The organism is Haemophilus influenzae (assembly GCF_001457655.1).
In the GTDB taxonomy this organism is placed as follows: domain Bacteria; phylum Pseudomonadota; class Gammaproteobacteria; order Enterobacterales; family Pasteurellaceae; genus Haemophilus; species Haemophilus influenzae.
Map to the genome: position 1 here is coordinate 1,322,927 of NZ_LN831035.1, position 25,606 is coordinate 1,348,532.

The following is a 25,606-nucleotide window of genomic DNA, read 5'->3' on the forward strand; positions in this document are numbered from 1 at the left end:
TTTACTCTACTAAACAGGAAGTTATTATGGCAACCTACTTTTCTGATAATTTGACTGCCGACCAGCAAAATCAAGTTCAGCAGATTATTCAACAATTTCAGCATCCAACTCTGCAAAAGGATCTGATTGTGCTTAATACTTTGAAAAAAGTGGAAAAGGGCGGCGATACGTTACGCATTGAATTGAAATTGCCTTTTGCGTGGAATTCTGGTGCAGAACAGTTAAAACAAGCGGTTTCAGATGCGTTATTGAAAGCAACAGATTGTAAATCAATTAAATGGGCGGTGGCTTATCAAATCGCCACACTTAAACGTGCAAATAATCAACCGGCAGTAAAAGGTGTGAAAAATATTATTGCTGTGAGTTCTGGTAAAGGCGGCGTAGGGAAATCATCGGTTTCTGTTAATCTAGCTTTAGCATTACAAGCACAAGGCGCACGTGTTGGAATTTTAGATGCGGATATTTATGGCCCTTCTATTCCACACATGTTAGGCGCAGCGAATCAACGTCCAACTTCGCCAGATAATCAACACATCACCCCAATTAAAGCACATGGTTTATCTGCAAATTCCATTGGCTTTTTAATGAATGAAGATAGTGCAACAATTTGGCGCGGCCCAATGGCGAGTAGTGCATTAAGCCAATTATTAAATGAAACCCTATGGGATAGTTTAGATTATCTTGTTATCGATATGCCTCCTGGCACTGGCGATATTCAACTTACCTTATCACAACAAATTCCTGTGACTGGCGCAGTGGTTGTGACAACTCCACAAGATATTGCTCTGCTTGACGCAGTAAAAGGTATTTCAATGTTTGAGCGAGTATCCGTACCAGTGTTAGGCATTGTGGAAAATATGTCGATGCATATTTGTAGTAAGTGCGGTCACCACGAAGCGATTTTTGGCACAGGCGGTGCAGAGAAAATGGCGGAAAAATACAATGTGAAAGTATTAGCTCAACTTCCTCTGCATATTCGTATCCGTGAAGATTTAGATGCAGGCAACCCGACCGTTGTGCGAGTGCCTGAAAATGAAATTTCACAAGCGTTCTTACAACTTGCAGAAAAAGTCTCTACAGAACTTTACTGGCAAGGTTCCGTAATCCCAAGCGAGATTTTATTTAAAGAAGTGAAATAATCAAAAAAGATAGGGCTGCATTTGCAGCCCTTTTTTAATGGGATTTTTACCCCACCCATCTCACCACTTCATCCAACCCTTTACGGGATTTTTTCGCAATATCGCGTGAGCGGTAGCCAAAGGTTGCGGCGACAGAAACCGCATATTCTTGAGGATCGAATAATCCTTCTTCGGCGAGGCATTCATTCATTTTGTCGTAATGAAAACCTTCAATTGGGCAAGAATCGATGCCAAGGGCTGAGGCTCCAGTAAGCATATTTGCAAGGGCGATATAAGTTTGTTTACTGCACCAATCAAATAAAGTGCGGTCGTTTTCGAGTAATTTCATATCTTCTTCTTGCAGGGCTTTGTATTTTGCGAGGGCGGCTTGTTGTTGCTCTGCGTTCAAGCCTTTGCGTGCCATCACATCCACAAAAAACGGACTATCATAACGGGCATTTTTCTTCGCGAGAATTACCACAAGATGACTGCAATTATCAAGCTGATTTATCATTCCCCAGCTAAAAGGTTTCATTTTTTCGCGTAAGGTTTTATTTTGAATCACTAAAAATTTCCAAGGCTCAGAGCCTACAGAACTCGGCGATAATCGACCGCACTCTAAAATACATTCAAAATCTTCATCACTGATTTTTTTTGCGGGGTCGTAATAACGTGTTGAGCTGCGTTGATGGAAGAGTTCAAGAACTTGTTCACGAGTAAGTTGAGTCATTTTATTTCCTCTTTGTTAAACAAAAATGTGGTGCCATATTAAAGATTAGTTTTTGCTAAAACAAGGGAAAGATTCTAGAATAGTCAGCACTTTTATCACAGAGAGTGAAAATAATGACAAGAATTGCAATTATTCCTGCGAGAGCGGGTTCTAAAGGAATTAAAGACAAAAATTTACAGCTTGTGGGTGGTGTTTCTTTGGTGGGGCGTGCGATTTTGGCAGCGCAAGAATCGGGTATGTTTGATCAAATTGTGGTGACATCAGACGGTGAAAATATTTTAAAAGAAGCCACAAAATACGGCGCAAAACCAGTGGCACGCCCTGAAAGTTTGGCGCAAAGTGATACACGCACCATTGATGCAATTTTGCATTGCTTAGAAACACTTAATATTTCACAAGGCACCGCTGCACTTTTGCAACCAACCAGCCCATTGCGTAATGCTTTAGATATTCGTAATGCAATGGAAATTTTCCTTGGCGGCAAATATAAGTCAGTGGTTTCCGCTTGCGAATGTGAGCATCATCCTTATAAATCCTTCACTTTAGAAGGTACCGAAGTTCAGCCTATTCACGAATTAACGGATTTTGAAGCCCCTCGTCAAAAATTACCCAAATCTTATCGTGCAAATGGCGCAATTTATATTAATGACATCGAAAGTCTCTTTGAAGAAAAACGCTTTTTTATTGCGCCAATGCGTTTTTATTTAATGCCAACTTATCGTTCCATTGATATTGACTCCACACTTGATTTGCAATTAGCCGAAAGTTTAATTTCAAAAGAATTCTAAAAAAATTGGCCGCACTTTTGATCTGCACTCCAAAAGTTGGATTAAATAACCAACTAAGGTGCAGATTTTTTATGACCAAATACAATTTTTTTTCAAGCAACAAGTCATTGAGTTTTATCTTCAAAATAGTAAAAATTGTTGATTCCCCTGCAGGCATTTTCAACTTGCCAGCAGAACATTGTGACATTGGATTAATCAATTTGATCATATTAGAATCAATGGCTTAGCGTTGCTGGGGAAAGCTGATCTAGATAAATATCACTTTGTTTTTAAAAGATATATTAAATAGTTAAAAATAGCTTACTACCAAGCTTACTACCATAAAAAACAAGACGCCAATTCAGATGATTTTTTGCCTTTTAGGGACAATGATTATATCATCAAAATTTGCATTTACTTGAGTAATTTTGCGTTAAAGAATTTGATAATAAGGATCTGAATGTCGGTAGATCTGAAAAGACTTCGGCAAGGATCTAAAATTGCGTTGAAATCGACATCTTTAGTGTGCGGGCGTGGCGAGGGTTTGACTGCGATTTTTCATGCGTACAATTGGGCGAAAAATCGAGCTGAAATAAGGATTTAAGATTTGTCATATTGATTGATTTGATATAATACACTGGGACAGTGCTAATACTATACAGGACAAAAACAGCTCTTTTAGCAAAAAAAAACCCGAATTTCTGCGGGCTGTTTATTTTTGAAAAGGATCTAATTTAGCAATTTGTAATCGGAGAATGTGATCACTTCTTCCCCTATCCAACTATTAATTTCTTTCAATCGTTCTTGCAATGGGATTATCTCATTGATAAAAAACACTCGCGTTGCCTTTTCAACGTCACCAAAACCGCCTGTATTATTAGGCACAATGCCCATTAGTTGCGGTGGCACACGGTGCGCAGCTAACACATCATCACGGCTTGCGTTCTTAATGTTTAGGAAATCATCTTTGGCGATAGCATCAGACAATGGAATAACTTGCATCCCATCTTTCTTTCCGTTTGGAATATACACAAACAAATTCTTAAAGTTGCCAGTGCCTTTTGTTTGTCGGATTTGTGTTTTGATTGCTTCAATGTCGTCTTTGTTTTGTGTTGGATCAGTCATGTAAATAATCGAACCTGCATGCGTGCCATTCAGATAATATTTACAGCGGAACAATGTGGCACTTTCATTTAAAAAAGCAGATTGAAGTGCGGCCAAATATTCTGGCACACCATAAATCTCTTGATTCACATCGGGATTAATCAAGTTAAAGACAGAACCTTTTTTAAATTCATATTCATCAAAACCATTCACAATCTGATAAAACACACCTGTTTCAACACCGACACGCATATATTTAGCAAGAGAGGATTTTAACGAAACAACCTTACCAAAGGAATTTACAGTTTTCTCAACATAAGCATTACCAAAGACCAAGTAATCTTGCACCAGTTTTTCTAATTGGGTTCGAGGTAAAAGTGCGGTTGTTTTGCACGTTGAAAGTAAAATGTTTTTCTTCACCGTAATCGCACTGTTATGATGGGCTGAGGCATTTAACGCTTTAGCCAAGTAACTTAAATTAATTGGCGGATTGTAATATTTTTCATACATCACCACGCTTTCGAAATAATTCAGTACTTCTGCACGGTCAATCACTGGAATAGGCTCTCCAAAGCTGAACGCCTGTGCTTGATTTCCAGTAGAAAGTGCGGTGGATTTTTTTGTTTTTTTGCTCATTGGGTTATCCTATTCAAAGGTAAATATTGTTGATTTGTTGCTTGATACATCGCCGCCTAAACCATAAGGCACATTTAAAATGCAGTTCATAATTGCCCATGATAAATCGCCGTGGCTTGCATCTTCCGAACGGTCCGAAACATAAGTAATTTTCCCTGTGCCAGTAATGCGTTTTTTCACGGTCATAAAACTACTCACGATGTCATTGTCACCACTATCAAATTTAAGGCGACGTTTCTGAATTAAGTTTTGTGTTTTTAACACCATTTCATTTTTAAGATCGGCGTTATACTCTAGGCCCTGCGCCATTGGATAAAACTTTCTCACTTCCTGATAAACGCCCGACCCCATACCCGTTTTATCAATCACGATGCGAGTCACATTGTAATCATCACAAAACTGCTTAATGCGGCTTGCTTGTGTTTCGTAATCCATACCGTGAAAAGTTTGTTTATGTAAAACGCGATAATCGCCCCCTTCTACTTTCGGCGGTGCAACAATCACTAATGCTGCACGGTCGCCAGTAAAAGCAGGGTCATAACCTAACCACACTTCACGATTGCCGAATGGACGTTGATAAAATGGCTTATAATCGTGCCATTCTTCCAAACTATCCACTTGGCAAAGTTGTAAGTCCGAAAACTTGAAAGCAGAACTGTTATCATCGGCAAATTGACACAAAAACAATTGTTCAAATTCTTCTTTGCTGTTTTCTGCGATTAGGTCGTCAATATTGAATAGATTGCACCCACCTTCCATTGCATCATAAATACTCACAATCTGCTTCCATTGACGGTCGGCACAAAGTTTTCCGCTCTTTAAGTTTTCGTGAGAAATATCGATTTCGATTTTTTCTGATTTCGCACGATTGCGATTAAACGCCTTGCCTGAAAAGAACGCATAAGCAGGGTGTGCAATTGTGGTCGGCGTGGAAAAATAAGTTTGGCGATACATTTTTTGTGCTGCCATACCTGATGCCACTTTTCGCATCACATCAAATTTAGGCACCCAAAACACTTCATCGAAATACAAATTGCCGTGGTAGGATTGAGCCGTAGCGGAGTTCGTGCCAAGGAAAATCAATTCTGCCCCATTTGGCAATTTGATGGTTTCGCCTTTTAAATCTACATCTGCCGTCTGCTTGGCGTAATTCACAATATACGAGCGAAACTGTAAGGCTTGTTTTTTACTGGCAGAAAGAAAAATTTGATTGTGCCCCGTCGTCAAAGCATCAACAAAGGCTTCGTGGGCAAAATAGTAAGTCGCCCCGATTTGTCGGCTTTTTAAAATATTTCTAATTCGGTGCTCTTTTGCCTTGTGCCAAATGCGTTGATAATTAAACATCCCATCAAGAAAGCCATTAATCAGCAATTCTTCTTGCTCTTGGCCAATAGCATTGGGTTCGGCTTTCTTGCGTTCGCCCTTGTTGCGGTTCGCCAGTTTAGGATTTAAATCCACTTCATTGCCATCGCCAAAAGAATACTTTTTCACTCTCGCCATTCTTTCCATTTGGCGACCAAGCAAATCAATTTCTTTGTAATCTGAACCGCTCTTTTCTTCTTTCGCAATCAGCAAATTCAATCTTGTCTCAAGGGCTAATTCAACCCGACCAACAGGCGCAATATCGTCCCACTTTTCTCTGTCTTTCCAACTGGCAATCGTTGATGCAGGAATATCAAGCTGGCGAGATATTTCAGCGATTTTATAACCACTAAAATACATCTGCTGTGCTTTACGTTTGATTTCCGCCGTCACTTCGAGTGAAGGTTGATTAATAACTTGTTCGTCCATTCCTAATCCTTTCTATTTACAACCGCATAATAGAAAGGGGGCGAATGTTAGTCTTTCCGCTTGCTCTGTGAATCGGCATACAACAAAAGCAACTCATAGACCGCAAAAATTAAACCTTTCAGAATAATGGCAATCTTTGAATCAAACCAAACAAAGGATAAGCAATGGCAAAAACTTCAAAATGGTTTGTAGTCGCAACGGAAGGGGCAACTACAGACGGTCGCACAATCAATCGCACTTGGATTGAACAAATGGCGGCAAATTATGACCCTAAAAAATACGGTGCACGCGTTAATCTTGAACACATTAAATGGCGTTATATGTGGAACGATGATCCGCACTCAAAATGCTATGGTGATGTGATTGGTTTAAAAACGGAAGAAAATGCTGAAGGTAAATTGCAATTACTGGCTCAAATCGACCCAACGGACGATTTAATCAAACTCAATAAAGACCGTCAGAAAATCTACACCTCTATTGAGTGCGATCCAAATTTTGCTGACACAGGTGAAGCCTATTTAGTCGGTTTGGCTGTAACGGACAATCCTGCAAGTCTTGGCACAGAAATGTTGGTATTTTCTGCCGGTGCAAGCGCAAATCCTCTCAACAACCGCAAAGAAAAAGCCGATAACATTTTCACTGCAGCCGTTGAAACTGAATTGGAATTTGTGGAAGAAACACAAAGCATCTTTGAAAAAATCAAAGGCTTGTTTGCGAAAAAAGAAAAATCAGACGATGAACGCTTTTCTGATCAAACACAAGCCATTGAGCTTTTAGCCGAGCAAACCAAAGAAACCTTGGAAAAATTAACCGCACTTTCTGACGATTTAGCCAAACAAAAAGCCGAAATCGAAGAAATGAAAGCAAGTAATGCAGAAATCCAAGCAACGTTCGCAGAACTCCAAAAGCCTGTTGAACCCGAAAATCCTCGCCCTTTAGTTTACGGTGAACAACCTGAAACTGATGGCCGCTTCTTTTAATTTATCGTAGGAAAAAACCAAATGAATAAATTTACCAAACAAAAATTTAATGCTTACCTTGCTGGTGTTGCACAAGATAACGGCGAAGATGTGGCATTCGTTGCGAATGGCGGTCAGTTTACCGTTGAGCCAACTATTCAACAAAAATTAGAAAATGCCGTGCTTGAAAGTTCTGATTTCTTGAAACGCATCAATGTCGTGATGGTGCAAGAAATGAAAGGTTCTGCATTGCGTTTAGGTGTGCTTTCACCAGTGGCAAGTCGCACCGACACCAACACAAAAGCACGTGAAACCACAGACATTCACAGCTTGCAAGAAAACACCTATTCTTGCGAACAAACCAACTTTGACACACATTTAAATTATCCAACCTTAGACAGTTGGGCGAAATTCCCTGATTTTGCCGCACGTGTGGGCAAACTCAAAGCAGAACGCATTGCATTAGACCGTATCATGATCGGTTGGAATGGCACAAGTGCAGCAACAACCACAAACCGTACCTCAAATCCATTATTGCAAGATGTGAATAAGGGTTGGTTAGTCCAAATCGAAGATAAAGCCAAAGCCCGTGTGTTAAAAGAAATTGAAGAAAGCAGTGGCAAAATCGAAATCGGCGCAGGTAAAACCTATAAAAATCTTGATGCCCTTGTCTTTGCATTAAAAGAAGATTTCATTCCAGCGCAATACCGTGACGATACAAAACTGGTTGCAATTATGGGTAGCGACTTATTAGCCGATAAATACTTCCCATTAATCAACCAAGAAAAACCAAGCGAAATTTTGGCAGGCGATACCGTCATTAGCCAAAAACGTGTGGGTGGGTTACAAGCCGTATCTGTCCCATTCTTCCCGAAAGGCACAGTGTTAGTCACATCGCTTGATAACTTGTCAATCTACGTGCAGGAAGGCAAAGTACGTCGTCACTTAAAAGATGTACCAGAACGCAATCGTGTGGAAGATTATTTATCGTCAAACGAAGCCTATGTTGTGGAAAACTACGAGGCAGTCGCCATGGCGAAAAATATCACCATTCTTGAAGCACCTACGCCTATTTCGCCAGTGGCTGCATAACGGAATCAATTATGCGCCCAACTAAACGCCACTTTCTGGAAGTTTCTGCCGCTATCGCTAATGCGGCAGAAACCGAAGATCTAAGCGACTTTACGGAATATGAAAAAATGTGCCGTATTCTTGCTCGCCATCGAAAGGATTTGAAAAACATCCAATCGACGGAACGCAAAGGCGCATTTAAAAAGCAAATTTTGCCTGACTATCTACCATGGATTGAAGGGGCGTTATCGGTCGGAAGTGGTAAACAAGATAATGTCTTGATGACATGGTGCGTGTGGGCGATTGACTGTGGCGAATATCATCTCGCCTTACAAATTGCCGATTATGCCGTATTTCATGATTTACGCTTGCCCGAGCCATTCACTCGAACACTTGGCACCTTGTTAGCAGAAGAATTTGCCGACCAAGCCAAAGCCGCACAAGCTGCCAATAAACCGTTCGAAGTGGCTTACTTAGAGCAAGTCCAACGCATCACCGCCGATTGCGATATGCCAGATGAAAGCCGAGCGCGATTATTGCGTGAATTGGGTTTGTTATTGGTTGAAAAACACCCTGAGCAAGCACTGGCATATTTAGAACGTGCTTTGGGTTTAGATCAAAAAATTGGCGTGAAAGGCGACATCAAGAAACTAAAAAAACAATTATCAGCGACTGAATGTTGATGTTGTTTTAATGCCCCGTCTAAATCGCCTGACCGACTTGGCATTTTTAGGAAAATTTTTCTTGTTTGAGCGTAGCGAGTTAAAAATTTTCCGTTAAGAAAATGACAACAAAGGGCAGAAAAGCGATTTAATCGGGGTGTGTTCTTTGGTTCTTTCTTGCACAAACAAGAAAGAATATAAACCGAGCAAACCACGCAGCCGTCGGGCGGATTAAAAGTGCGGTCAAATTCTGACGGATTTATTGGCCGTGCTTAATTTAATCCTCACCCGACTTTTTTTATAAGGGTAAATCAATGAGCGACGGCGCAATATCAGTCAAACTGGCCCCTGATTATGAAATGGGCGAAGTGCAGCAACAGTTAAATGATTACGATACGTCAGATGACATTATCAGTAATGATGGTTTCTTCCCCGATATGTCACTTTCCCAATTTCGTAATCAATACCGTGCAGACGGCACCATTACTACACAACGTTTACAAGATGCCTTAATTGAGGGCATGGCAAGTGTCAATGCCGAACTCTCCACGTTTAAAACGCAAAGCAAACGTGACAGTTTAGAACAAATCATCGCCCCATCAATCAATGGCGAAAGCGTACTGATTTATCGCTATAAACGTGCGGTAAGTTGCTTGGCACTGGCAAACCTTTATGAACGCTATGCAAGCTATGACAGCACTAACGATGGCGAAAAGAAAATGGCGCAACTCAAAGACAGCATTGATGAATTACGTCGTGATGCTCGCTTTGCGATTAGCGACATATTGGGCAGAAAACGCGTCGATGCGGAGTTAATCTAATGCAAGTTTACGCACAACAAAATGACAATTTAGATGCCATTCTTTATCGACATTTTGGACGAAGTGAAGGCTTGCTCGAAATAACATGCGAACTCAATCCGCATTTAATGGATAAGCCCATTATTCCCATTGGTACCCCTGTCATATTGCCAGATGCCGATACAGAAAAAATCAGTGTAGCAAATGACACAATTCAACTTTGGAGCTGATATGCACGACGCACCATCAAAAGCATCTTACACATCAGGAATATTCGCCTTCTTAATTGGACGCATTGCCGATATGTTCTCAAATGTAAATTGGGCTGATGTCGCATCGATTACAGGTATTGTGATTGGTGTCGCCACCTTTCTTGTAAATTGGTATTACAAGAAAAAAGATTTTGAATTAAAAGAAAAAGAACTCAAACAACGGATCCATCATCATGATTAAACGTTCCGCCAAATACATCTGCGCCATATCCGCCGTTGTTGGACTTGTGATTGCCTCTCATGGAAATGAAATTCGAACATCCGAAAAAGGCTTGTTACTGATTGGCAATGCAGAAGGTTGTATGAAAAAGCCCTATCAATGCCCTGCCGATGTTTTAACAGTCGGCATAGGCATAACCGATGCCGTTGAAAAAATTGACCGCAATAAAATTTACACCTTGCAAGAAATTGCCGAATTATACGTAAAAGGCATTAAACAATCAGAAAAATGCGTTAATCAATATGCCAACGGGAAAACCATGCCACAAGGTGCATTTGATGCCCTCGTCTCCATCACCTTTAACGTAGGATGCGGCAAATTAAAAAATAGCTCACTTTTTAAAATGGCACGCCAAGGCTACAGCAAAGCCATGTGCGGTCAATTCGAACGTTGGATTTATGCAGCAGGAAAACCGCTAAAAGGATTAATTGAACGCCGTCAAAAGGAGAAAAACCTATGTTTAATTTCTTAACCGCCAAAGAACGAGGCATTTTCCTTATCGGGCCAATACTGCTTGTACTCCTCATTGTTTTTCTGGGATTTAAGGCTAATTATTGGCGAAAAGAAATGCTCAAAGAAGAACAGCTAAAACTGAAATGGCAAAACGCTTACATTGAGTTAAATCATAGCGTTCAAAATTTTGCCGAACAGCAAGCACAGCTAATCCAAGCCGTAAACAACCTCAAAGCAAACCAAAATCAACAAACACAGGATTTAAAAAATGTACTTAAATCAAACCAAGATTGGGCTAACCGCCCTTTGCCTGATGATGTTAAACGCGTGCTCAACTCAGCAGGAAGTCATTAAATCACCGATTCTTTGTCCACAAACCACAGAGTGCAGTGCGTATTCGCCACAAATTCGCACCAATGGCGAATTAGCCGAAGCCTATTTACAGACACAACACCACCTTGATTTGTGCATTATCGAGAACTCAAGTTTAAAAAAATGCATAGATGAATTTAATAAAAAGGAACAGCCATGACAGATCAATTCGACCGAGCACAACAGCTTGAAGAAATGCAACGCGAAATCGCCCTCAAAAAACACCGCACTTTTAAAGCAGTAAGTCGCCTTTATTGTGAAGATTGTGATGCCCCCATCCCAGAAAAGCGCAGACAAATGATTCAAGGCGTAACACGTTGCGTGACTTGCCAACAAAGATTTGAAATACAACAACGGAATTTCAGAAAATGAGAAGAACCACACTTTTCCTTGCTATCGCTGCCGCATTGCCTTGTTTAGCAAATACCTACACCGTGCCATTTAGAGATGGTCCATTTGGTAAATATTCAAATTATCCTGACGGAAGAATAACAGAAGTATGCATTCATCAAGTAGGCTATTTGATGACGGACACTGGACATTTGATTGTTGCCGTAGATAAAGACAACCGACCATTAATTTGCAGAGATACGCAAAATGAAAAAGCCCAACCAACTGCGCAAAATCCTTGAACAAAGCCATCCCGATTTTGTAAAAAATCCCGACCATCTACAACTTTATGTGGACGGTGGGCAAATCGTCGCAACGGGAGCCGCATCATTTAGTTTTGAATATCGTTACACACTCAATGTTGTAGTGACTGATTATGCAGGCGATATTGCCACCTTGATTGTGCCAATGATGGCTTACCTCCGCACAAATCAACCTGAAATATTAGAAAATCCACAAATTCGAGAGAACGCATTTAAATTCCAGATAGATTACAACAATAACAACACCGCAGATATTAGTTTTGAAATCCAACTCACTGAGCGTGTCGTGTCGAAAAAAGACGGGAATAACGTGCAGATCCATTACGCAAAAGAACCCGTATGGGATGAACCAAACCGAGTAAAAGTCTATTTGGAAAACAGGGATTCGCCAATTTTTGAGGGGGATACAGTCTAATGGCAACAGTCGAAGAAGTTCAGGCAAAATTGACCGCACTTATTGCCAATCTTTCTCCACAGGCTCGCAGACAGCTTGGGCGAAAAATCGGGCAAGCCTTACGAAAAAGCCAATCGAACCGAATTGCACGCCAACAAAATCCCGATGGTTCAGCCTTTGAACCGAGAAAACCACGTAAAGAATTTGGCAAAAAGAAAGGGCGAATCAAACGCAAAGCCATGTTCGCCAAACTCCGCACCGCCCGTCATTTAAAAGTGCGGTCAAATGGTAACGAAGTTTCAGTGGGGTTTAATGGCTCAAGTGCTGCCATTGCTGCAGTGCATCAATATGGTTTAACGGCACGACCATCAAAAGAAAAGGATTTTAAAGTGAGATACGCCCAACGGGAACTATTGGGCATTTCAGAACAGGATTTATCAATGCTGAATGAATTGGTGATAGAACAAATTAGCAAAAGCTAATTACTTTAAATAAGAAGGTGGAACCACCGTATCATGATGTGAAAGTTTACCAGCAAACAATACCAATAAAACCACATAAAGAGGCAAACAAATGATTGGCACGACAAACATTACAAACCATACCCACCCCCAAAATGTTTCTGGTTTAAAAAGTTCATACATTGAAACAGTAAAACTAGATAAAGCAGAAAAAACGACTGCAAAAAAATGACCAACTGGTGCGATAACATCAAACCAGATAAATGAAAAAGGATTAAATTGATAATGTAAACAGGTGGAAATAATAACAAGGCTCCACATAGCAATGTTTAGCATGATCAACGTGCGAGATGTTCTTTTGTTTTTCATATCCGCTCCTTATTCTCTTTCTTCATTATTAGCAATCATACGTTTATTTGTCAATAAAAATAAGGCGAAAAAATGAATAATTTACAACTTACCGTCTTATTAAATGCCCTTGATAAAATGTCTGCTCCAGTTCGCAGTGCATCAATACGGTTTAACGGCACGACCATCTAACAATAAAGATTTCAAAGTGCAATATGCCCAGCGTGAATTACTGGGCTTTGCGGAAGAAGATATTGAAATGATTGAAAGATTTGTGCTTAGAGCTATAGCGGGTAAAGAATTTTAATTGGGTTAATTTACAATTTATGCTCTTTAGCAATACGTTTACGTTCAATTTCTGCTTTGATTTGTTCGGTATCGCCACCAAAAAACCAAGCAACAGTAAAGAAAATAACGAGTGCAGCCAAAATCCAAAATAACCAACTATTTAAATAAATAAGAGGTGCAAGCAAAACAAGCATTACTGCTAACGTGATATACCAGAAATTAATCGCTAAAGATAATGCGCCAACAAAAATATAACTAAATGCGGCTAATACTGCAGTACCAAATGCAATAAGTAAACCAACAATAATTGGCAAACCAATGAGCAAAACAAAAATTTCCATCGTTCTCTCCCTGTTAAGTTTGTTCATTATTTGTTCCTTATTCCTAAAATGTCAAGAAAAAGTGGGTAAAAATGAAAAATTTAGAGCTTACAGTCTTATTAAATGCCATTGATAAAATATCTGCTCCAGTTCGCAGTGCATCAATACGGTTTAACGGCACGACCATCTAACAATAAAGATTTCAAAGTGCAATATGCCCAGCGTGAATTACTGGGCTTTAGTAATAGTGATTTAGAAATGATTGAAGATTTAATTATTGAGAAATTAAGCCTTTAGATTTGAGGTGTTTGCGAATGATGTGTATCCAATAGGCATAAACAACCAATGCAGCCATACCGAGAAAAAAATTAACTTCGACAAGCCACAATACTGAGCCAATCATCAACATATAAATGAAAATAGCTGGAGCAGCAATGACCAGAGAAACAAACCAAGGCACTGCAATTACACCAAAACCAATTGCAAGCCCAAGTAAGCCAACAGACAGAATAAATAATGAAAGTATTGCAATCATATTTCCCCCTTTTCTTCCTCGATTATTGAGCTAAATAATTAATCTTGTCAATAGGAAAGTGAATAAAAATGAATAATTTACAACTTACAGTCTTATTAAATGCCATTGATAAAATATCTGCTCCAGTTCGCAGTGCATCTAAAAGCGTTCATGAGCTATCGGCAAAACTAAAAGAAAGCAAATCGATTCATCGACAACTAAATCAGCAAAATAAGCAGCATCAAGCTGCAATGAAACAATATGCTTCTGCTATCAACCCATTGAAATCAAAATTAGATTCGCTGAATCAAGAATTAGAGCAAGCAAAACAAAAAGCCGCATCTTATGCTCAATATATGAAGAACGCTCAACATCCTACTGCAGGATTTCAAAAGGAAGTAGAGAAAGCAAAAAGTGCGGTAAAAAAACTCAAGCAAGAACAAATTGATGCAGCAAATAAATTACAGCAAGCACGCCAAGAATTAGCAAAATCAGGCATTTCTGCAGAAAAACTCGCGCAAAAGCAAAGGGAACTACAGAAAAACACCAAAAGTGCGACGGATCAAATTAAAAATCAAGAAGCCGCATTGAAAAAACTCAACGCAAAACAAGCCGCTTATAATCAATACCGTGGGCAAGTTGAGAAACTTAAAGATATCAGTGGTAAAGCACAAATCATTGGTGCACAGGCAACAGCTGCAGGTACAACAATGACTGCACCAATTGTCAATTCCATTCGAGATTTTATGTCGTTTGAAGATGTTATGGCGGGGGTTGCTCGCCAAGTTCCAGGGCTAAAAGACAAATTTGGGCAATTTACCCCTAAATACGATGAATGGAAAAACAAGATTAAATAGCTTTCAACTGAATTACCTCTTACCACAAATCAAATTGGTGACATGGTTACTGCTGCAGCGAGAATGGATATTCAGGAAAATGAATTAGAAGATTTTATTCGCTTAAATACCCAAATGGCAACAGCATTTGATGCAGAAAACCCCGATGAATTAGTAGAGTTATTTGGTAAAGTACAGAAAAACTTTAAATTAACCACCAAAGATGCCAAAGAGCTAGCCGATACTATTAACTATTTAGATGATAATGCCATTTCAAAGGGGACAGATATTATTAATTTCCTAAATAACACATCAGGAATTGGTAATTTAGTCAAAATTAGTGAAAAGAATCTTGCTGCACTTGGTTCAACTTTATTAACGGCAGGAAACGAAGCCAGTACATCAGCCAAAGCAATCGAAAGTACGTTCAACCGTCTAAGTAAAGCCACTAGAATGAAACCCGTTAATAACGGACTAAAAGCGTTAGGTTTAGATCCAAAAGCGATTCAAAAAGCAATGGTAAAAGATGCCCAAGGCACATTAATGATGATTGTTGAAAAAATAAAAAAATTGCCTAAACATTTACAGGCTGGCGTAATTAGCGATATTGCAGGCGGAAATTATAATACCCAATTAGCAGGGCTTGTTGCCAATACCGAAGAATGGCGCAGACAAATTGAACTGGCAAATAGCGAAGAAGCTAAAAATAGTATGGCTAGGGAATTTCAAACCAGAATGACTACTTTATCAGCAAAATGGCAATTATTTAAAAATCGTTTATTCAACGTAAATAGTTCTGTAGGAGCCAGTTTAAAAGATTCGATGACTAGCTTAATGGACGGGGTTGGCAATTTGCTTGATAAAATCGAGACATGGATTGATGAACATCCTAAATTAACCTCTACTATAGCAAAAACAGCAGTTGCAATCGGGGGAAGTTTAAGTCTATTAGGTGCATTAAGCCTTGCTTTAAGTTTTATACTTTACCCAGCCGCACGGCTATTTTTAGGCTTATCCAAATTAAACGTAATTATTCCTAAATTTTCAGGACATTTATCATCTGCAGGGCGGCTAATATTAAGAGGATTACTTTCTCCGCTAAAATTAATTGCACTGGCTATCAGTCCACTAGGGATAGCTTTATTGTCCGTTGCTGCATTAATTTATAAATTCTGGCAACCTATTAAAGCCTTTTTTGGCGGTTTTTGGGAGGGTTTAAAATCAGGTCTCGCCCCCGTCCTTGAAAAATTCCAACCGCTAGGCACCGCATTTGGTGTTGTCGTCGGTTGGATTGAAAAAGCGGTGAAATGGTTTACTGATTTATTGTCTCCAGTACAAAGTACCAAAGAAGATTTAGATGCTGCAGTCAGTGCAGGGGAAAGATTCGGAAATGGAATGGCGAAAGCGATTGAGTTTATTCTGACCCCATTAACAAGATTAATGGATGGTATCAAGTGGATTTCTGAAAATATGCCAAGTTGGGAGGGAATTAAAAATAGTGTATCTAGTGCATGGGAAAGAACAAAAAACACTTCGAGCAACGCTTGGCAATCAACAAAAGAAACGGCAGGAAGTGCTTGGCAATCAATAAAAGAAACGGCAGGAAGTGCTTGGGAATCATTTAAGGATTTCACTGGCTTTGGTTCAAATGGCAAAAAATTACCGAGTCAAAATTGGTCAGGCGGCTACACTGGAAACGGTGGCAAATATGAACCCATGGGCATTGTCCACGGTGGCGAATACGTGATGACCAAAGAAGCCACATCACGCCTTGGTGTAAATACGCTCAACGCCCTTAATTACGGCAAACGAGCACTTATTGCGGGCGGATTGGGGATCAGCGTTGCAACTGCCGCCCCTGTGCAAGTTGATACTCGTGCACCAATTTTTGCTCGTCCAATGATGACGCAAACCAGCCAACCAATGAGCGTAAATATCACCATCAATGCCGCACAAGGCATGGACGAACGAGCCATTGCACAACAAGTGGCAAAACAAATACAACGCATTGAAAACCAACGCCAAGCCAGAGCAAGAAGTTCAATGTGGGACAGAGCATAATAAAAGGGCGAAAGCCCTTTTTTGTTGTTTATTGTAAACAGAAGTGCTAGGATCGGCGAAAAATAGGAGGGTATCAATGAACGAAAATGCACCTTTTATTCGTGAAATTATTGACCGCACATCGCAAATAAAAGGCGAACGTGTGAAGGGTGACAATGCCAAAGAAATCAAGGCAAATGTTCAAACTATTTTAAAAGCACAACTTAGAGCCACACAATTAAATGCTAGAACGCAAACATATTAAATTTGTCGAAATCCATCATCTTTTTACGCAAATCAGTCTTGCATTGGGATTTACAGAACAAGATATTGATAAACATTCGACTAATCTCGCTGAATTAATCGCATTATGGCAGCAACAAGAATTTGTTGAAGTTTATGTTGAAAATAAAGACCGTCTATTCGGACGTGCAAAAGACAGCAGTTTAGCCTATGGTGCATCGCCTTATTATATTGGTTTATATCACGCTAGATTAAGTTATGAAGAAAATGATCCTCTTGTGGTGCTAACATTTAATTATGAAGATAACCCAGAACAAACCACAGTGTCGGTTCGTTTTATGGTTGATCATGATACCTTATTCGGGACAAAAGAAGAAAAATTCATTCAACAACGAATGAAAGATATTCGTAAACGTATTGATGATTTTATTCAATTAGGTAATAAAAAATAAAAGGGCGAAAGCCCTTTTTTGTTGCACATTGTAGAAAATAGTTTTATATTTCTTCAAAAAGTTGTAAACTTCGCAAACTTTTATTCTTTGGTGACTTATGACAAATCTATCATTAAATCCTATTTTTGAAAGTTTTGCGCCAATTTTTAAGCAATTAAAAACCGTGGCAATGTCTGCGTTATTTATTGCGCCATTGGCGATAAATCATCCTGTTCGTCACACTACACACACAGTCAATATTTTCAGTGTTCAAACAGATGAAAATAAATCGATCAATCAACAAGACATAGAAAAGATTATTGATATGGTGAAAGCTGTTTCTGCTATCACTGATTTTGTTATTGCGTCAATTACGGCAGAATCATTAAGCTATATTGATTTAAGTGACGTTCTGAGACTAGAAAGCAAAATTAATAAATATGATGATCTAGCTAACAATATTATGGTCAATAATAAAACTCCAGAATTATCAACAACGCTACAATCATTCAGCAATAAAATGCACACGCTTTGCAATATGATGAAATCAGAAAAATACAAGCAACAATCAGATGAAGTAGTGTTATCACGCCTTTATCGCAAATCTGAAGATGCAGGGTACACCTACAAATCATCACATTCTTTTGATGATTTTAAAAAAGCAGTGATGATGTAGGATAACAAATGAAGATTGAGTTATCGAAACAATTTCAAGAAGGGCGTTTAAACACGCCCTTTTTTAAAGACATTCAAGCCATGTCAGATGAAGAATTGCAGCTCATCTTTGATTTTATGCAATCCATTAAACAAGGGAAACTATTAAGAGGTAAAAATAAACCATCTTGGCTTGATGATAATCTCAATGACATTCCAAATACAGAGGTTTATCAACAAAACGAAATATGGCATTATCACTGCGGCCCTTACAATAAAGGATCTAGATATTGTCCTATGAGTGGGCTAAAAATAAATTTGAATGGAGAAACATCAGGACCTGTAATTCATTATCAAAAAATATCAGATGAACATATCGTGATTATCGCTTTTTCTCCACAACACGAACCGTTCCCACGCGAATGGGACACTCCAAACCCAATCATTGACAGAGCATAATCAAAGGGCGAAAGCCCTTTTTTGTTACCTACTATTCCACACACTCCCACACTCGCCACACCGCACAATATTGCCAACAATAAGGCATTTTCTTTAACTGTGAATGCCTATGTCTGCTGAATTACAACGAAAACTAGACAACATTATCCGCTTTGGGGTAATCGCTGAAGTGAATCACGCCACTGCACGAGCTCGCGTAAAGAGCGGTGACATTCTGACGGATTTTTTACCCTTCGTTACATTTCGAGCGGGTACAACCAAAACTTGGTCGCCGCCGACGGTAGGCGAACAATGTGTGATGTTATCCGTTAGCGGTGAATTTACTACTGCCTGCATATTAGTTGGGCTTTACACACAAAATAGCCCAAGCCAATCGCCCGACGAACACGTCATTGAATTTGCTGACGGTGCCAAAATCACTTACAACCAATCAAGTGGTGCATTGGTTGTGACAGGTATCAAAACCGCCAGTATTACTGCCGCTAATCAAATTGATATTGACTGCCCCGCTATCAATATCAAAGGTAATGTGAATATTGACGGCTCTTTATCAACCACAGGCACAAGCACCACAAAAGGCAATATCAGCACGCAAGGCAGCGTGACCGCAAGCGGTGATATTAAAGGTGGCTCAATTAGTTTACAAAACCACGTCCACCTTGAACAAGGCGATGGCCAACGAACCTCTAACGCAAAGGCATAGTATGAATCGATACACTGGCGAAACATTAAAAAACGAAAGCGACCACATTAAACAATCCATCGCCGATATTTTGCTAACGCCAGTTGGTTCACGAATTCAGCGGCGTGAATATGGCAGTTTAATCCCAATGCTAATAGACCGCCCAATTAGCCACACATTGTTATTACAACTGGCGGCTTGTGCCGTCACTGCGATTAATCGTTGGGAACCTCGAGTACAGATCACACAATTTAAACCTGAATTGGTTGAAGGTGGCATTGTGGCAAGTTATGTCGCACGCAGTCGTAAAGATAACCAAGAAATGCACAACGAAAAACTATTTTTAGGACATAAACAATGAGCGAATTAGTCGATTTATCAAAACTAGATGCACCAAAAGTGCTAGAAGATTTAGATTTTGAAAGTTTGCTCGCAGACAGAAAAGCGGAATTTATCGCACTTTTCCCACAAGATGAAAGGGCATTTTGGCAAGCACGATTAAGTTTAGAAAGTGAGCCCATCACGAAATTATTACAAGAAGTGGTTTACTTACAGTTGATGGAAAGAAACCGCATCAACAATGCGGCAAAAGCCACAATGTTAGCCTATGCCAGCGGTTCAGATTTAGATGTGATTGCCGCCAATTACAATGTGAAAAGACAAGTCATTCAAGAGGCGAATAATAATGTTACGCCTAAAATCCCCGAAATTTTAGAAGATGACACCTCATTAAGATTGCGCACGCAATTAGCCTTTGAGGGGCTTTCTGTGGCGGGTCCTCGCTCTGCTTATATCTTCCACGCACTCTCTGCACACCCTGATGTTGCAGATGTGTCTGTGGTATCACCACAGCCAGCCAATGTCACCGTCACGATTTTAAGCCGTAATGGACAAGGTGAAACAAACGAAAACCTTTTAAATGTAGTTAGAGCCAAACTTAATGATGATGACATTCGCCCTATTGGCGACCGCGTTATTGTCCAAAGTGCGGTGATCCAATCCTACGAAATCCGCGCCAAATTACATCTTTATCGTGGCCCTGAATACGAGCCAATCAAAGCTGCAGCTCTAAAAAAATTGACCACTTACACCGAAGAAAAACACCGTTTAGGGCGAGATATTAGCCTATCGGGTATTTATGCCGCATTACACTTGGAAGGTGTACAACGAGTAGAGCTTATCTCACCTACCGCCGACCTTGTGCTACCAAGCTCAAAATCAGCCTACTGCACGGCAATTAATTTGGAGATAGTGACAAGTGATGATTACTAATCATTTACTGCCGATAGGCGCAACTCCATTAGAAAAACGTGCGGCAGAAATTCTAAAAAGTGCGGTAGAAAATCCCATTGTTATTGCAGATTTAATCAACCCTGAACGTTGTCCCACCGAATTACTGCCTTATTTAGCTTGGGCGTTTTCAGTGGATAAATGGGATGAAAACTGGACAGAAGAAGTTAAACGCATTGCGATTAAACAGTCTTATTTTGTACACAAACACAAAGGCACGATTGGCGCAGTAAAGCGTGTGGTTGAGCCAATAGGCTATCTTATTGAACTGAAAGAATGGTTTCAAACAAATCCGCAAGGCACACCAGGAACATTTAGCCTAACCGTAGAAGTGTCTGAAAGTGGCTTGAATGAACAAACCTATAACGAACTAGTGCGACTGATTAATGATGTTAAACCCGTCTCAAGACATCTCAATCAGCTCGCTATCGCCCTCTCCCCAACAGGGTCACTTTGTGCCTTTGTTGGTCAGCAATGGGGCGAAATCATCACGGTATATCCACAATAGGAATATTTATGGCATCACAATATTTTGCAATCTTAACCGACTACGGAACACGTGCTATCGCTCACGCATTAAGCCAAGGGCAACCGTTACAGCTCACCCAATTTGCAGTGGGTGATGGCAATGGGAAAGCGGTCACACCAACGGCGAACGCAACAGCTCTCGTACATCAAACGCACATTGCACCTGTCAGTGCCGTCTCTCTCGACCCTCGCAATAATAAACAAGTCATCGTTGAATTAACCATCCCTGAAAATATCGGCGGTTTTTACATAAGAGAAATGGGCGTATTTGACGCACAAAACAAACTCATTGCCTACGCAAACTGTCCTGAAAGTTTTAAACCGACAGAAAGTAGCGGAAGTGGTAAAGTCCAAGTATTGCGGATGATCTTAAAAGTAGAATCTTCTAGTGCGGTGACATTATCTATTGATAACAGTGTGATTTTTGTCACCCGACAACAAATGACACCAAAAACCATTACTGCCACAACGCAAAATGGATTTAATGAAAGCGGACACAGCCACCAAATAGCCAAGGCAAGCACCACACAACAAGGTATAGTCCAACTCACCAACGACACAGGGCTTGAAAGTGAATCTCTTGCACTCACCGCAAAAGCAGGGAAAAAACTCGCTCAACAAACAACACAATTACAGTTAAATGTCTCGCAAAATTACATCCAAAACAGCAAAAAATCCTCTGCAGTAAATAGCGAAAGCGAAGATAACGTAGCGACAAGTAAAGCAGCCAAAACCGCCTATGACAAAGCAGTAGAAGCCAAAACTACCGCAGATGGAAAGGTTGGTTTAAATGGTAACGAAAGCATTAATGGCGAGAAATCCTTTGAAAATCGTATTGTGGCAAAAAGAAATATCCGTATTTCAGACAGCCAGCATTATGCTTCACGCGGAGACTATTTAAATATCGGGGCAAACAATGGCGATTGCTGGTTCGAATATAAATCAAGCAACCGAGAGATTGGCACGCTTCGTATGCACGCTAACGGCGATTTAACCTACAAACGCCAAAAAATCTACCACGCTGGGGCAAAACCCCAATTTAATACGGATATTGAAGGCAAGCCTAATACACTTGCAGGCTATGGTATTGGGAATTTTAAAGTAGAACAAGGGCAGGGCGATGCCAATGGCTATAAAACCGATGGCAATTATTACTTAGCAAGCGGTCAAAATCTACCCGAAAATGGGGAATGGCATATTGAAGTAGTTAGCGGTGGGGCAACAAATGCGGTGCGTCAAATTGCACGTAAAGCGAATGATAACAAAATCAAAACACGCTTTTTTAATGGTTCAAGTTGGTCAGAATGGAAAGATGCAGGCGGCGACGGCGTGCCTATTGGTGCAGTTGTATCATTCCCTCGTGCGGTAACCAATCCCGTTGGTTTTTTACGTGCTGATGGTTCAACATTCAGCCAACAAACCTTTCCCGATTTATACCGCACTTTGGGCAACAGCAACAAACTCCCTGATTTAACCCGTAGCGATGTGGGGATGACGGCTTATTTTGCCGTGGATAATATCCCTGCAGGCTGGATTGCCTTTGACGAGATTGCCACACAAGTTACCGAGCAACGTTACCCTGAGTTATATCGTCACTTGGTCGGTAAATATGGTTCTATTTCAAATGTGCCACTTGCGGAAGACCGATTTATTAGAAATACAGGGAATGGGTTAAATATCGGTCAGACACAAAGTGACGAGATTAAAAAGCACGTTCACAGAGTGAGAACACACTGGGCTGATTCATCTGATAGTAGTATTTTTTATGACAAAACGAAAACTGTTATAGATTCACGATTACGCACTGCAACTACAACCGATGATAATCTCAGTGATAATGGATTTATGCATCCGCTTTTAGATACCCCGATGGCAACAGGTGGAGATGAAACTCGCCCTAAATCGCTTATTCTCAAACTTTGTATAAAAGCAAAAAACACATTTGATGACGTGCAATTTTGGGTTAAAGCATTCGGTGTTGTTGAAAATGTTGGGGCTTTAGATGCGGGTACACTTGCACAAAATATGCAAGCGTTATCTGCGAGGGTTGACCAAGAAATAGAAGAAAATAAACAATATACTTTACGAGAAATAAACACTGCAAAATCTGATATAAATCAGCAATTTTTGCAGGCGAAAGAGAGTTTATCTCAAATTAGTACATTAAAAACAGTGTGGCAAGGTAATGTAAGTTCTGGGCGTATTGATATTTCAGAAAAGTGTTTTGGTAAAACACTTATTTTGTATCTTCAGTCATCATCAGGCCACAGTCTTGATGATAATAACAATATTGAACTTGTCAGTTTTGAAGTGGGTGCAGAAATTGAAGGTAAAAGAGGCGGCGTATCTTATTGGCAGACTATTCGTAAAGTAACTGCATACAACTCGAGAAATTATGCGGTAAGTCATGTAGAAGTCGATACATTCTCTGTGTCTGTTGATGGAAACGGTACAACAATAAATATTGTAGACCTTTCTGGTTATTTTGTAAAACGTATCGATATCCGATAAAGGAGCGTTAAATGAAAGTCTATTTTTTAAAAGAAAATTTGAATAGTTATCAAATTTTCCCTATTCCGCAAAACTTAAATGATTTTGTGGAAATGGAAGTAGAAAACGAATCAGAGCTTGAGACTAAACAACTTATTAATTTTAAAAGTCAATACATTCTAGTTGATAGACAACCAACAGAATTACACAAATGGAACGGAAACAGCTGGATTGTCGATGAAAAAAAGAAAACTGAAATTAAGCGTGAACTCATTAAAAATCTAGTTGATAGCATTGATGATACAGCGGCGAACATCAGTTCTAGATGGATAAGGTTTGCCGAAGAGTATAAGGAGCGAGAAGCTGCCGCTATTGCCTTTAAAGAAGCAAATTTTGCTGGAGAAGTAAGCGTTTATATCAGCAGTTTTGCAACGGTTGCAGGTCTTGATAATCAGTCTGCGTCACTTTTGATTCTTCAGCAAGCAGAAAGATTACGTGCATTGCAACAACAATTAGCAGTGCAAAGAATGCGTAAGTATGAGTTAAAGCATGAGGCGTTGAGTGATGAAGAACTGAAAAACATTCATGACGATATTGTTTCAAAAATGCGACAACTAGCGGAGGCACAACAATGATAGGCACTAAAATCTATCTCGCATTATACAAAGGTAAAAAAACGGGTAAAAACCCGAACGCACTTTTGGCACGTTTGAGTGACTGGCTCACTCGTAAATTGACAAAAGGCGTGTATTCGCATTGTGAAATTGCAGTAATGAAAGAAGTATTTGTCAGTGGGCATCACTATGAAACAGAAGTGATGTACGAGTGTTATTCGTCTTCAATTCGAGACGGTGGCGTACGTTGCAAGCAAATTGATGTTTATGATAGAGAAAAATGGGATTTAATTCCGCTCGACGGTGTAACCGAAGCACAAATCAAAGCCTATTTTGACCGCACTTTGGGCTGTAAATACGACTGGTGGGGTGCTGTCGGGATTGTGCTCGGCATCAAACAAAAACGATCAAAATATTTTTGCAGTGAATGGTGTTTTAATTGCATTAAAAATAGCAATGAAGGCTGGCGGTTTAGTCCGAATCAGCTTGCTGTTGCTTTTACCACCGTAAGTAATAATTAAATAAATTTTCAACAAGAGGCTGCGAAATAAGCGGTCTTTTTTTTTTAGGAGAATATATGTCAATTCTAGGTTCTATGACGGATGCGGTGAATAAAACTAAAACACCGCAAGCCCCAACAATTTCCACTCAATCTCCGACAAAAGATACATCACAGACAATGGCAGGTAATGTCTCTAATTTATTAAATAGCAATTCACTTTTAATGAATAGCGCGGCTGCTAAAGGAGAACGTATGGCAGCTAATCGCGGCTTGCAAAATTCAACCATTGGTGTGGAATCTGCTCAACGTGCAATGCTTGATGCGGCAATACCAATTGCAAGCCAAGATACGCAAAATGCGTTTGCGGAAAAACAAACTCGCTTACAAGCTGATTTAAATTTCCAAAACCAAAGTAAGCTCAATCAGCAACAAAATCAATTCACCGCATCGCAGGCAGAATTAGAACGCGGTCATCAGCGTGGAATGGCGCAATTACAATCTGATTTAGCTTATAGCAATCAAAGTCGATTAAATCAGGCACAAAATCAATTCACTGCGTCTCAAGCCGCACTTGAACGGCAACAACAAAAAGATATGGCGAATTTGAATCATCAAAATGAGATGAAGAACTTAAATGCACAAGTGGCGGCGAACACTATTGGTAAATCCATTGATTTCACCATGCAAATCACCAATAACTTTGATGCGCAAATAGCCACGATCTTGAATAACTCGAATATGAAAGCTGAGGATAAAACAAAGGCTATTGAGCAGCTAAAAGCAAGTCGAGATTCAGAGATTCAATTTATGAGTAAGTTTATGCAGGGAATTCCGACCACGCAACAAAACTGGTCGTCATTTCCTAGCTTAGGTGTTCCGTCAATTCAAATTAGTTAAGAGGAGA

The 25,606-nt window shown here is 39.9% G+C and carries 33 protein-coding genes and 3 pseudogenes; 30 read left to right on the forward strand and 6 right to left on the reverse strand.

Annotated features, from left to right (window positions below; all coding sequences use genetic code 11):
• Positions 1-26: 26 nt before the first annotated feature.
• Positions 27-1,139, forward strand: coding sequence for an iron-sulfur cluster carrier protein ApbC (gene apbC, locus AT683_RS06505; RefSeq protein ID WP_011272691.1), 1,113 nt, complete (start codon positions 27-29; stop codon positions 1,137-1,139).
• A gap of 46 nt (positions 1,140-1,185) precedes the next feature.
• Here the strand turns inward: apbC and AT683_RS06510 are convergent, their stop codons facing one another.
• Positions 1,186-1,848 (reverse strand): NAD(P)H-dependent oxidoreductase, encoded by a 663-nt coding sequence (locus AT683_RS06510; protein ID WP_011272690.1) that lies wholly within the window; start codon positions 1,846-1,848, stop codon positions 1,186-1,188.
• A gap of 113 nt (positions 1,849-1,961) precedes the next feature.
• Between AT683_RS06510 and siaB the strand changes: the two genes are divergently transcribed.
• Positions 1,962-2,636, forward strand: coding sequence for a 5-acetyl neuraminic acid cytidyl-transferase (gene siaB, locus AT683_RS06515; protein ID WP_011272689.1), 675 nt, complete (start codon positions 1,962-1,964; stop codon positions 2,634-2,636).
• Positions 2,637-3,344: 708 nt separating this feature from the next.
• Here siaB and AT683_RS06520 read toward each other — a convergent pair.
• On the reverse strand, positions 3,345-4,355 hold the full coding sequence (locus AT683_RS06520; protein WP_050845914.1) for a phage portal protein: 1,011 nt from the start codon (positions 4,353-4,355) through the stop codon (positions 3,345-3,347).
• 9 nt (positions 4,356-4,364) lie between these two features.
• Positions 4,365-6,146: a terminase large subunit domain-containing protein gene (locus AT683_RS06525; protein ID WP_058222211.1), complete on the reverse strand. Its 1,782-nt coding sequence runs from the start codon at positions 6,144-6,146 to the stop codon at positions 4,365-4,367.
• Between the two features lie 164 nt (positions 6,147-6,310).
• On the opposite strand from AT683_RS06525, the gene AT683_RS06530 reads away from it, so the two are divergent.
• From AT683_RS06530 to AT683_RS06585, 13 genes are all read left to right on the forward strand, one after another.
• Positions 6,311-7,126, forward strand: coding sequence for a GPO family capsid scaffolding protein (locus AT683_RS06530; RefSeq protein WP_058222212.1), 816 nt, complete (start codon positions 6,311-6,313; stop codon positions 7,124-7,126).
• A gap of 21 nt (positions 7,127-7,147) precedes the next feature.
• Positions 7,148-8,197: a phage major capsid protein, P2 family gene (locus tag AT683_RS06535; protein WP_058222213.1), complete on the forward strand. Its 1,050-nt coding sequence runs from the start codon at positions 7,148-7,150 to the stop codon at positions 8,195-8,197.
• An 11-nt stretch (positions 8,198-8,208) separates the two neighbouring features.
• Positions 8,209-8,859, forward strand: a complete 651-nt coding sequence (gene gpM / locus AT683_RS06540) for a phage terminase small subunit (RefSeq protein ID WP_011272685.1) — start codon at positions 8,209-8,211, stop codon at positions 8,857-8,859.
• 293 nt (positions 8,860-9,152) lie between these two features.
• On the forward strand, positions 9,153-9,659 hold the full coding sequence (locus AT683_RS06545) for a head completion/stabilization protein (RefSeq protein ID WP_005668469.1): 507 nt from the start codon (positions 9,153-9,155) through the stop codon (positions 9,657-9,659).
• Complete coding sequence (locus tag AT683_RS06550) at positions 9,659-9,868, forward strand: tail protein X (RefSeq protein WP_005668467.1); 210 nt, start codon at positions 9,659-9,661, stop codon at positions 9,866-9,868. Before AT683_RS06545 ends, AT683_RS06550 begins: the two co-directional genes overlap by 1 nt.
• Position 9,869: 1 nt before the next feature.
• Positions 9,870-10,091, forward strand: coding sequence for a phage holin (locus tag AT683_RS06555; protein WP_005668464.1), 222 nt, complete (start codon positions 9,870-9,872; stop codon positions 10,089-10,091).
• On the forward strand, positions 10,084-10,602 hold the full coding sequence (locus AT683_RS06560; RefSeq protein WP_005668462.1) for a lysozyme: 519 nt from the start codon (positions 10,084-10,086) through the stop codon (positions 10,600-10,602). The genes AT683_RS06555 and AT683_RS06560 overlap by 8 nt, the downstream gene beginning before the upstream one ends.
• On the forward strand, positions 10,587-10,937 hold the full coding sequence (locus AT683_RS06565; protein WP_011272684.1) for a chemotaxis protein: 351 nt from the start codon (positions 10,587-10,589) through the stop codon (positions 10,935-10,937). Before AT683_RS06560 ends, AT683_RS06565 begins: the two co-directional genes overlap by 16 nt.
• Positions 10,852-11,115, forward strand: a complete 264-nt coding sequence (lysC, locus tag AT683_RS09790; RefSeq protein WP_075913141.1) for an Rz1-like lysis system protein LysC — start codon at positions 10,852-10,854, stop codon at positions 11,113-11,115. Before AT683_RS06565 ends, lysC begins: the two co-directional genes overlap by 86 nt.
• Positions 11,112-11,327, forward strand: a complete 216-nt coding sequence (locus AT683_RS06570) for a TraR/DksA family transcriptional regulator (protein WP_005672208.1) — start codon at positions 11,112-11,114, stop codon at positions 11,325-11,327. The genes lysC and AT683_RS06570 overlap by 4 nt, the downstream gene beginning before the upstream one ends.
• Positions 11,324-11,587 carry a hypothetical protein gene (locus AT683_RS06575; RefSeq protein WP_038441087.1) on the forward strand — a complete coding sequence of 88 codons (264 nt, stop codon included), beginning with the start codon at positions 11,324-11,326 and terminating at the stop codon, positions 11,585-11,587. Before AT683_RS06570 ends, AT683_RS06575 begins: the two co-directional genes overlap by 4 nt.
• Positions 11,553-12,023, forward strand: a complete 471-nt coding sequence (locus AT683_RS06580) for a phage tail protein (RefSeq protein ID WP_038441089.1) — start codon at positions 11,553-11,555, stop codon at positions 12,021-12,023. The genes AT683_RS06575 and AT683_RS06580 overlap by 35 nt, the downstream gene beginning before the upstream one ends.
• Positions 12,023-12,484 carry a phage virion morphogenesis protein gene (locus AT683_RS06585; RefSeq protein WP_011272680.1) on the forward strand — a complete coding sequence of 154 codons (462 nt, stop codon included), beginning with the start codon at positions 12,023-12,025 and terminating at the stop codon, positions 12,482-12,484. The genes AT683_RS06580 and AT683_RS06585 overlap by 1 nt, the downstream gene beginning before the upstream one ends.
• On the opposite strand, the gene AT683_RS06590 is transcribed toward AT683_RS06585, so the two are convergent.
• Entirely contained in the window at positions 12,485-12,832 is a 348-nt protein-coding gene (locus AT683_RS06590) for a hypothetical protein (protein ID WP_005653079.1), read from the reverse strand.
• A gap of 133 nt (positions 12,833-12,965) precedes the next feature.
• Here AT683_RS06590 and AT683_RS06595 point away from each other — a divergent pair.
• Positions 12,966-13,118, forward strand: a pseudogene (locus AT683_RS06595) (phage virion morphogenesis family protein); the annotation flags it as partial.
• Positions 13,119-13,128: 10 nt separating this feature from the next.
• Here AT683_RS06595 and AT683_RS06600 read toward each other — a convergent pair.
• Positions 13,129-13,467 carry a hypothetical protein gene (locus tag AT683_RS06600; protein WP_011272678.1) on the reverse strand — a complete coding sequence of 113 codons (339 nt, stop codon included), beginning with the start codon at positions 13,465-13,467 and terminating at the stop codon, positions 13,129-13,131.
• A gap of 105 nt (positions 13,468-13,572) precedes the next feature.
• Here AT683_RS06600 and AT683_RS09445 point away from each other — a divergent pair.
• Positions 13,573-13,716, forward strand: a pseudogene (locus AT683_RS09445) (phage virion morphogenesis family protein); the annotation flags it as partial.
• On the opposite strand, the gene AT683_RS06605 reads toward AT683_RS09445, so the two are convergent.
• The gene (locus tag AT683_RS06605; RefSeq protein ID WP_042593957.1) at positions 13,694-13,954 is read right to left on the reverse strand and encodes a hypothetical protein; all 261 of its coding nucleotides are present in this window, start codon (positions 13,952-13,954) and stop codon (positions 13,694-13,696) included. The pseudogene AT683_RS09445 and the gene AT683_RS06605 sit on opposite strands and share 23 nt — an antisense overlap.
• 68 nt (positions 13,955-14,022) lie before the next feature.
• Between AT683_RS06605 and AT683_RS06610 the strand changes: the two are divergent.
• From AT683_RS06610 to AT683_RS06665, 13 genes and pseudogenes are all read left to right on the forward strand, one after another.
• A pseudogene (locus AT683_RS06610) lies at positions 14,023-16,830 on the forward strand (phage tail tape measure protein).
• A gap of 76 nt (positions 16,831-16,906) precedes the next feature.
• Entirely contained in the window at positions 16,907-17,074 is a 168-nt protein-coding gene (locus AT683_RS09695; protein WP_162836930.1) for a hypothetical protein, read from the forward strand.
• Entirely contained in the window at positions 17,052-17,504 is a 453-nt protein-coding gene (locus AT683_RS06615) for a hypothetical protein (RefSeq protein ID WP_006995348.1), read from the forward strand. Before AT683_RS09695 ends, AT683_RS06615 begins: the two co-directional genes overlap by 23 nt.
• A gap of 97 nt (positions 17,505-17,601) precedes the next feature.
• The gene (locus tag AT683_RS06620) at positions 17,602-18,159 is read left to right on the forward strand and encodes a hypothetical protein (RefSeq protein ID WP_011272674.1); all 558 of its coding nucleotides are present in this window, start codon (positions 17,602-17,604) and stop codon (positions 18,157-18,159) included.
• Between the two features lie 8 nt (positions 18,160-18,167).
• The gene (locus AT683_RS06625; RefSeq protein WP_005653088.1) at positions 18,168-18,596 is read left to right on the forward strand and encodes a hypothetical protein; all 429 of its coding nucleotides are present in this window, start codon (positions 18,168-18,170) and stop codon (positions 18,594-18,596) included.
• 103 nt (positions 18,597-18,699) lie between these two features.
• Positions 18,700-19,299, forward strand: coding sequence for a phage baseplate assembly protein V (locus AT683_RS06630; RefSeq protein ID WP_011272673.1), 600 nt, complete (start codon positions 18,700-18,702; stop codon positions 19,297-19,299).
• Position 19,300: 1 nt separating this feature from the next.
• Positions 19,301-19,639: a GPW/gp25 family protein gene (locus AT683_RS06635; protein WP_005633786.1), complete on the forward strand. Its 339-nt coding sequence runs from the start codon at positions 19,301-19,303 to the stop codon at positions 19,637-19,639.
• Positions 19,636-20,550, forward strand: coding sequence for a baseplate assembly protein (locus AT683_RS06640; protein ID WP_011272672.1), 915 nt, complete (start codon positions 19,636-19,638; stop codon positions 20,548-20,550). The genes AT683_RS06635 and AT683_RS06640 overlap by 4 nt, the downstream gene beginning before the upstream one ends.
• Entirely contained in the window at positions 20,540-21,076 is a 537-nt protein-coding gene (locus AT683_RS06645; RefSeq protein ID WP_011272671.1) for a phage tail protein I, read from the forward strand. The genes AT683_RS06640 and AT683_RS06645 overlap by 11 nt, the downstream gene beginning before the upstream one ends.
• A gap of 8 nt (positions 21,077-21,084) precedes the next feature.
• The gene (locus AT683_RS06650) at positions 21,085-23,607 is read left to right on the forward strand and encodes a phage tail-collar fiber domain-containing protein (RefSeq protein ID WP_058222214.1); all 2,523 of its coding nucleotides are present in this window, start codon (positions 21,085-21,087) and stop codon (positions 23,605-23,607) included.
• 11 nt (positions 23,608-23,618) lie between these two features.
• Positions 23,619-24,221 carry a hypothetical protein gene (locus tag AT683_RS06655; protein ID WP_058222215.1) on the forward strand — a complete coding sequence of 201 codons (603 nt, stop codon included), beginning with the start codon at positions 23,619-23,621 and terminating at the stop codon, positions 24,219-24,221.
• Positions 24,218-24,721 (forward strand): hypothetical protein, encoded by a 504-nt coding sequence (locus tag AT683_RS06660; protein ID WP_011272668.1) that lies wholly within the window; start codon positions 24,218-24,220, stop codon positions 24,719-24,721. Before AT683_RS06655 ends, AT683_RS06660 begins: the two co-directional genes overlap by 4 nt.
• A 56-nt stretch (positions 24,722-24,777) precedes the next feature.
• On the forward strand, positions 24,778-25,599 hold the full coding sequence (locus AT683_RS06665; RefSeq protein ID WP_011272667.1) for a hypothetical protein: 822 nt from the start codon (positions 24,778-24,780) through the stop codon (positions 25,597-25,599).
• Positions 25,600-25,606: the final 7 nt, after the last annotated feature.

What these genes read in the sequence shown, in the direction of transcription:
- apbC (WP_011272691.1), top strand. Translation starts at nt 27, where the DNA reads ATGGCAACCTACTTTTCTGATAATTTGACTGCCGACCAGCAAAATCAA.
- AT683_RS06510 (WP_011272690.1), bottom strand. Translation starts at nt 1,848, where the DNA reads ATGACTCAACTTACTCGTGAACAAGTTCTTGAACTCTTCCATCAACGC.
- siaB (WP_011272689.1), top strand. Translation starts at nt 1,962, where the DNA reads ATGACAAGAATTGCAATTATTCCTGCGAGAGCGGGTTCTAAAGGAATT.
- AT683_RS06520 (WP_050845914.1), bottom strand. Translation starts at nt 4,355, where the DNA reads ATGAGCAAAAAAACAAAAAAATCCACCGCACTTTCTACTGGAAATCAA.
- AT683_RS06525 (WP_058222211.1), bottom strand. Translation starts at nt 6,146, where the DNA reads ATGGACGAACAAGTTATTAATCAACCTTCACTCGAAGTGACGGCGGAA.
- AT683_RS06530 (WP_058222212.1), top strand. Translation starts at nt 6,311, where the DNA reads ATGGCAAAAACTTCAAAATGGTTTGTAGTCGCAACGGAAGGGGCAACT.
- AT683_RS06535 (WP_058222213.1), top strand. Translation starts at nt 7,148, where the DNA reads ATGAATAAATTTACCAAACAAAAATTTAATGCTTACCTTGCTGGTGTT.
- gpM (WP_011272685.1), top strand. Translation starts at nt 8,209, where the DNA reads ATGCGCCCAACTAAACGCCACTTTCTGGAAGTTTCTGCCGCTATCGCT.
- AT683_RS06545 (WP_005668469.1), top strand. Translation starts at nt 9,153, where the DNA reads ATGAGCGACGGCGCAATATCAGTCAAACTGGCCCCTGATTATGAAATG.
- AT683_RS06550 (WP_005668467.1), top strand. Translation starts at nt 9,659, where the DNA reads ATGCAAGTTTACGCACAACAAAATGACAATTTAGATGCCATTCTTTAT.
- AT683_RS06555 (WP_005668464.1), top strand. Translation starts at nt 9,870, where the DNA reads ATGCACGACGCACCATCAAAAGCATCTTACACATCAGGAATATTCGCC.
- AT683_RS06560 (WP_005668462.1), top strand. Translation starts at nt 10,084, where the DNA reads ATGATTAAACGTTCCGCCAAATACATCTGCGCCATATCCGCCGTTGTT.
- AT683_RS06565 (WP_011272684.1), top strand. Translation starts at nt 10,587, where the DNA reads ATGTTTAATTTCTTAACCGCCAAAGAACGAGGCATTTTCCTTATCGGG.
- lysC (WP_075913141.1), top strand. Translation starts at nt 10,852, where the DNA reads ATGTACTTAAATCAAACCAAGATTGGGCTAACCGCCCTTTGCCTGATG.
- AT683_RS06570 (WP_005672208.1), top strand. Translation starts at nt 11,112, where the DNA reads ATGACAGATCAATTCGACCGAGCACAACAGCTTGAAGAAATGCAACGC.
- AT683_RS06575 (WP_038441087.1), top strand. Translation starts at nt 11,324, where the DNA reads ATGAGAAGAACCACACTTTTCCTTGCTATCGCTGCCGCATTGCCTTGT.
- AT683_RS06580 (WP_038441089.1), top strand. Translation starts at nt 11,553, where the DNA reads ATGAAAAAGCCCAACCAACTGCGCAAAATCCTTGAACAAAGCCATCCC.
- AT683_RS06585 (WP_011272680.1), top strand. Translation starts at nt 12,023, where the DNA reads ATGGCAACAGTCGAAGAAGTTCAGGCAAAATTGACCGCACTTATTGCC.
- AT683_RS06590 (WP_005653079.1), bottom strand. Translation starts at nt 12,832, where the DNA reads ATGAAAAACAAAAGAACATCTCGCACGTTGATCATGCTAAACATTGCT.
- AT683_RS06600 (WP_011272678.1), bottom strand. Translation starts at nt 13,467, where the DNA reads ATGAACAAACTTAACAGGGAGAGAACGATGGAAATTTTTGTTTTGCTC.
- AT683_RS06605 (WP_042593957.1), bottom strand. Translation starts at nt 13,954, where the DNA reads ATGATTGCAATACTTTCATTATTTATTCTGTCTGTTGGCTTACTTGGG.
- AT683_RS09695 (WP_162836930.1), top strand. Translation starts at nt 16,907, where the DNA reads ATGAACGAAAATGCACCTTTTATTCGTGAAATTATTGACCGCACATCG.
- AT683_RS06615 (WP_006995348.1), top strand. Translation starts at nt 17,052, where the DNA reads ATGCTAGAACGCAAACATATTAAATTTGTCGAAATCCATCATCTTTTT.
- AT683_RS06620 (WP_011272674.1), top strand. Translation starts at nt 17,602, where the DNA reads ATGACAAATCTATCATTAAATCCTATTTTTGAAAGTTTTGCGCCAATT.
- AT683_RS06625 (WP_005653088.1), top strand. Translation starts at nt 18,168, where the DNA reads ATGAAGATTGAGTTATCGAAACAATTTCAAGAAGGGCGTTTAAACACG.
- AT683_RS06630 (WP_011272673.1), top strand. Translation starts at nt 18,700, where the DNA reads ATGCCTATGTCTGCTGAATTACAACGAAAACTAGACAACATTATCCGC.
- AT683_RS06635 (WP_005633786.1), top strand. Translation starts at nt 19,301, where the DNA reads ATGAATCGATACACTGGCGAAACATTAAAAAACGAAAGCGACCACATT.
- AT683_RS06640 (WP_011272672.1), top strand. Translation starts at nt 19,636, where the DNA reads ATGAGCGAATTAGTCGATTTATCAAAACTAGATGCACCAAAAGTGCTA.
- AT683_RS06645 (WP_011272671.1), top strand. Translation starts at nt 20,540, where the DNA reads ATGATTACTAATCATTTACTGCCGATAGGCGCAACTCCATTAGAAAAA.
- AT683_RS06650 (WP_058222214.1), top strand. Translation starts at nt 21,085, where the DNA reads ATGGCATCACAATATTTTGCAATCTTAACCGACTACGGAACACGTGCT.
- AT683_RS06655 (WP_058222215.1), top strand. Translation starts at nt 23,619, where the DNA reads ATGAAAGTCTATTTTTTAAAAGAAAATTTGAATAGTTATCAAATTTTC.
- AT683_RS06660 (WP_011272668.1), top strand. Translation starts at nt 24,218, where the DNA reads ATGATAGGCACTAAAATCTATCTCGCATTATACAAAGGTAAAAAAACG.
- AT683_RS06665 (WP_011272667.1), top strand. Translation starts at nt 24,778, where the DNA reads ATGTCAATTCTAGGTTCTATGACGGATGCGGTGAATAAAACTAAAACA.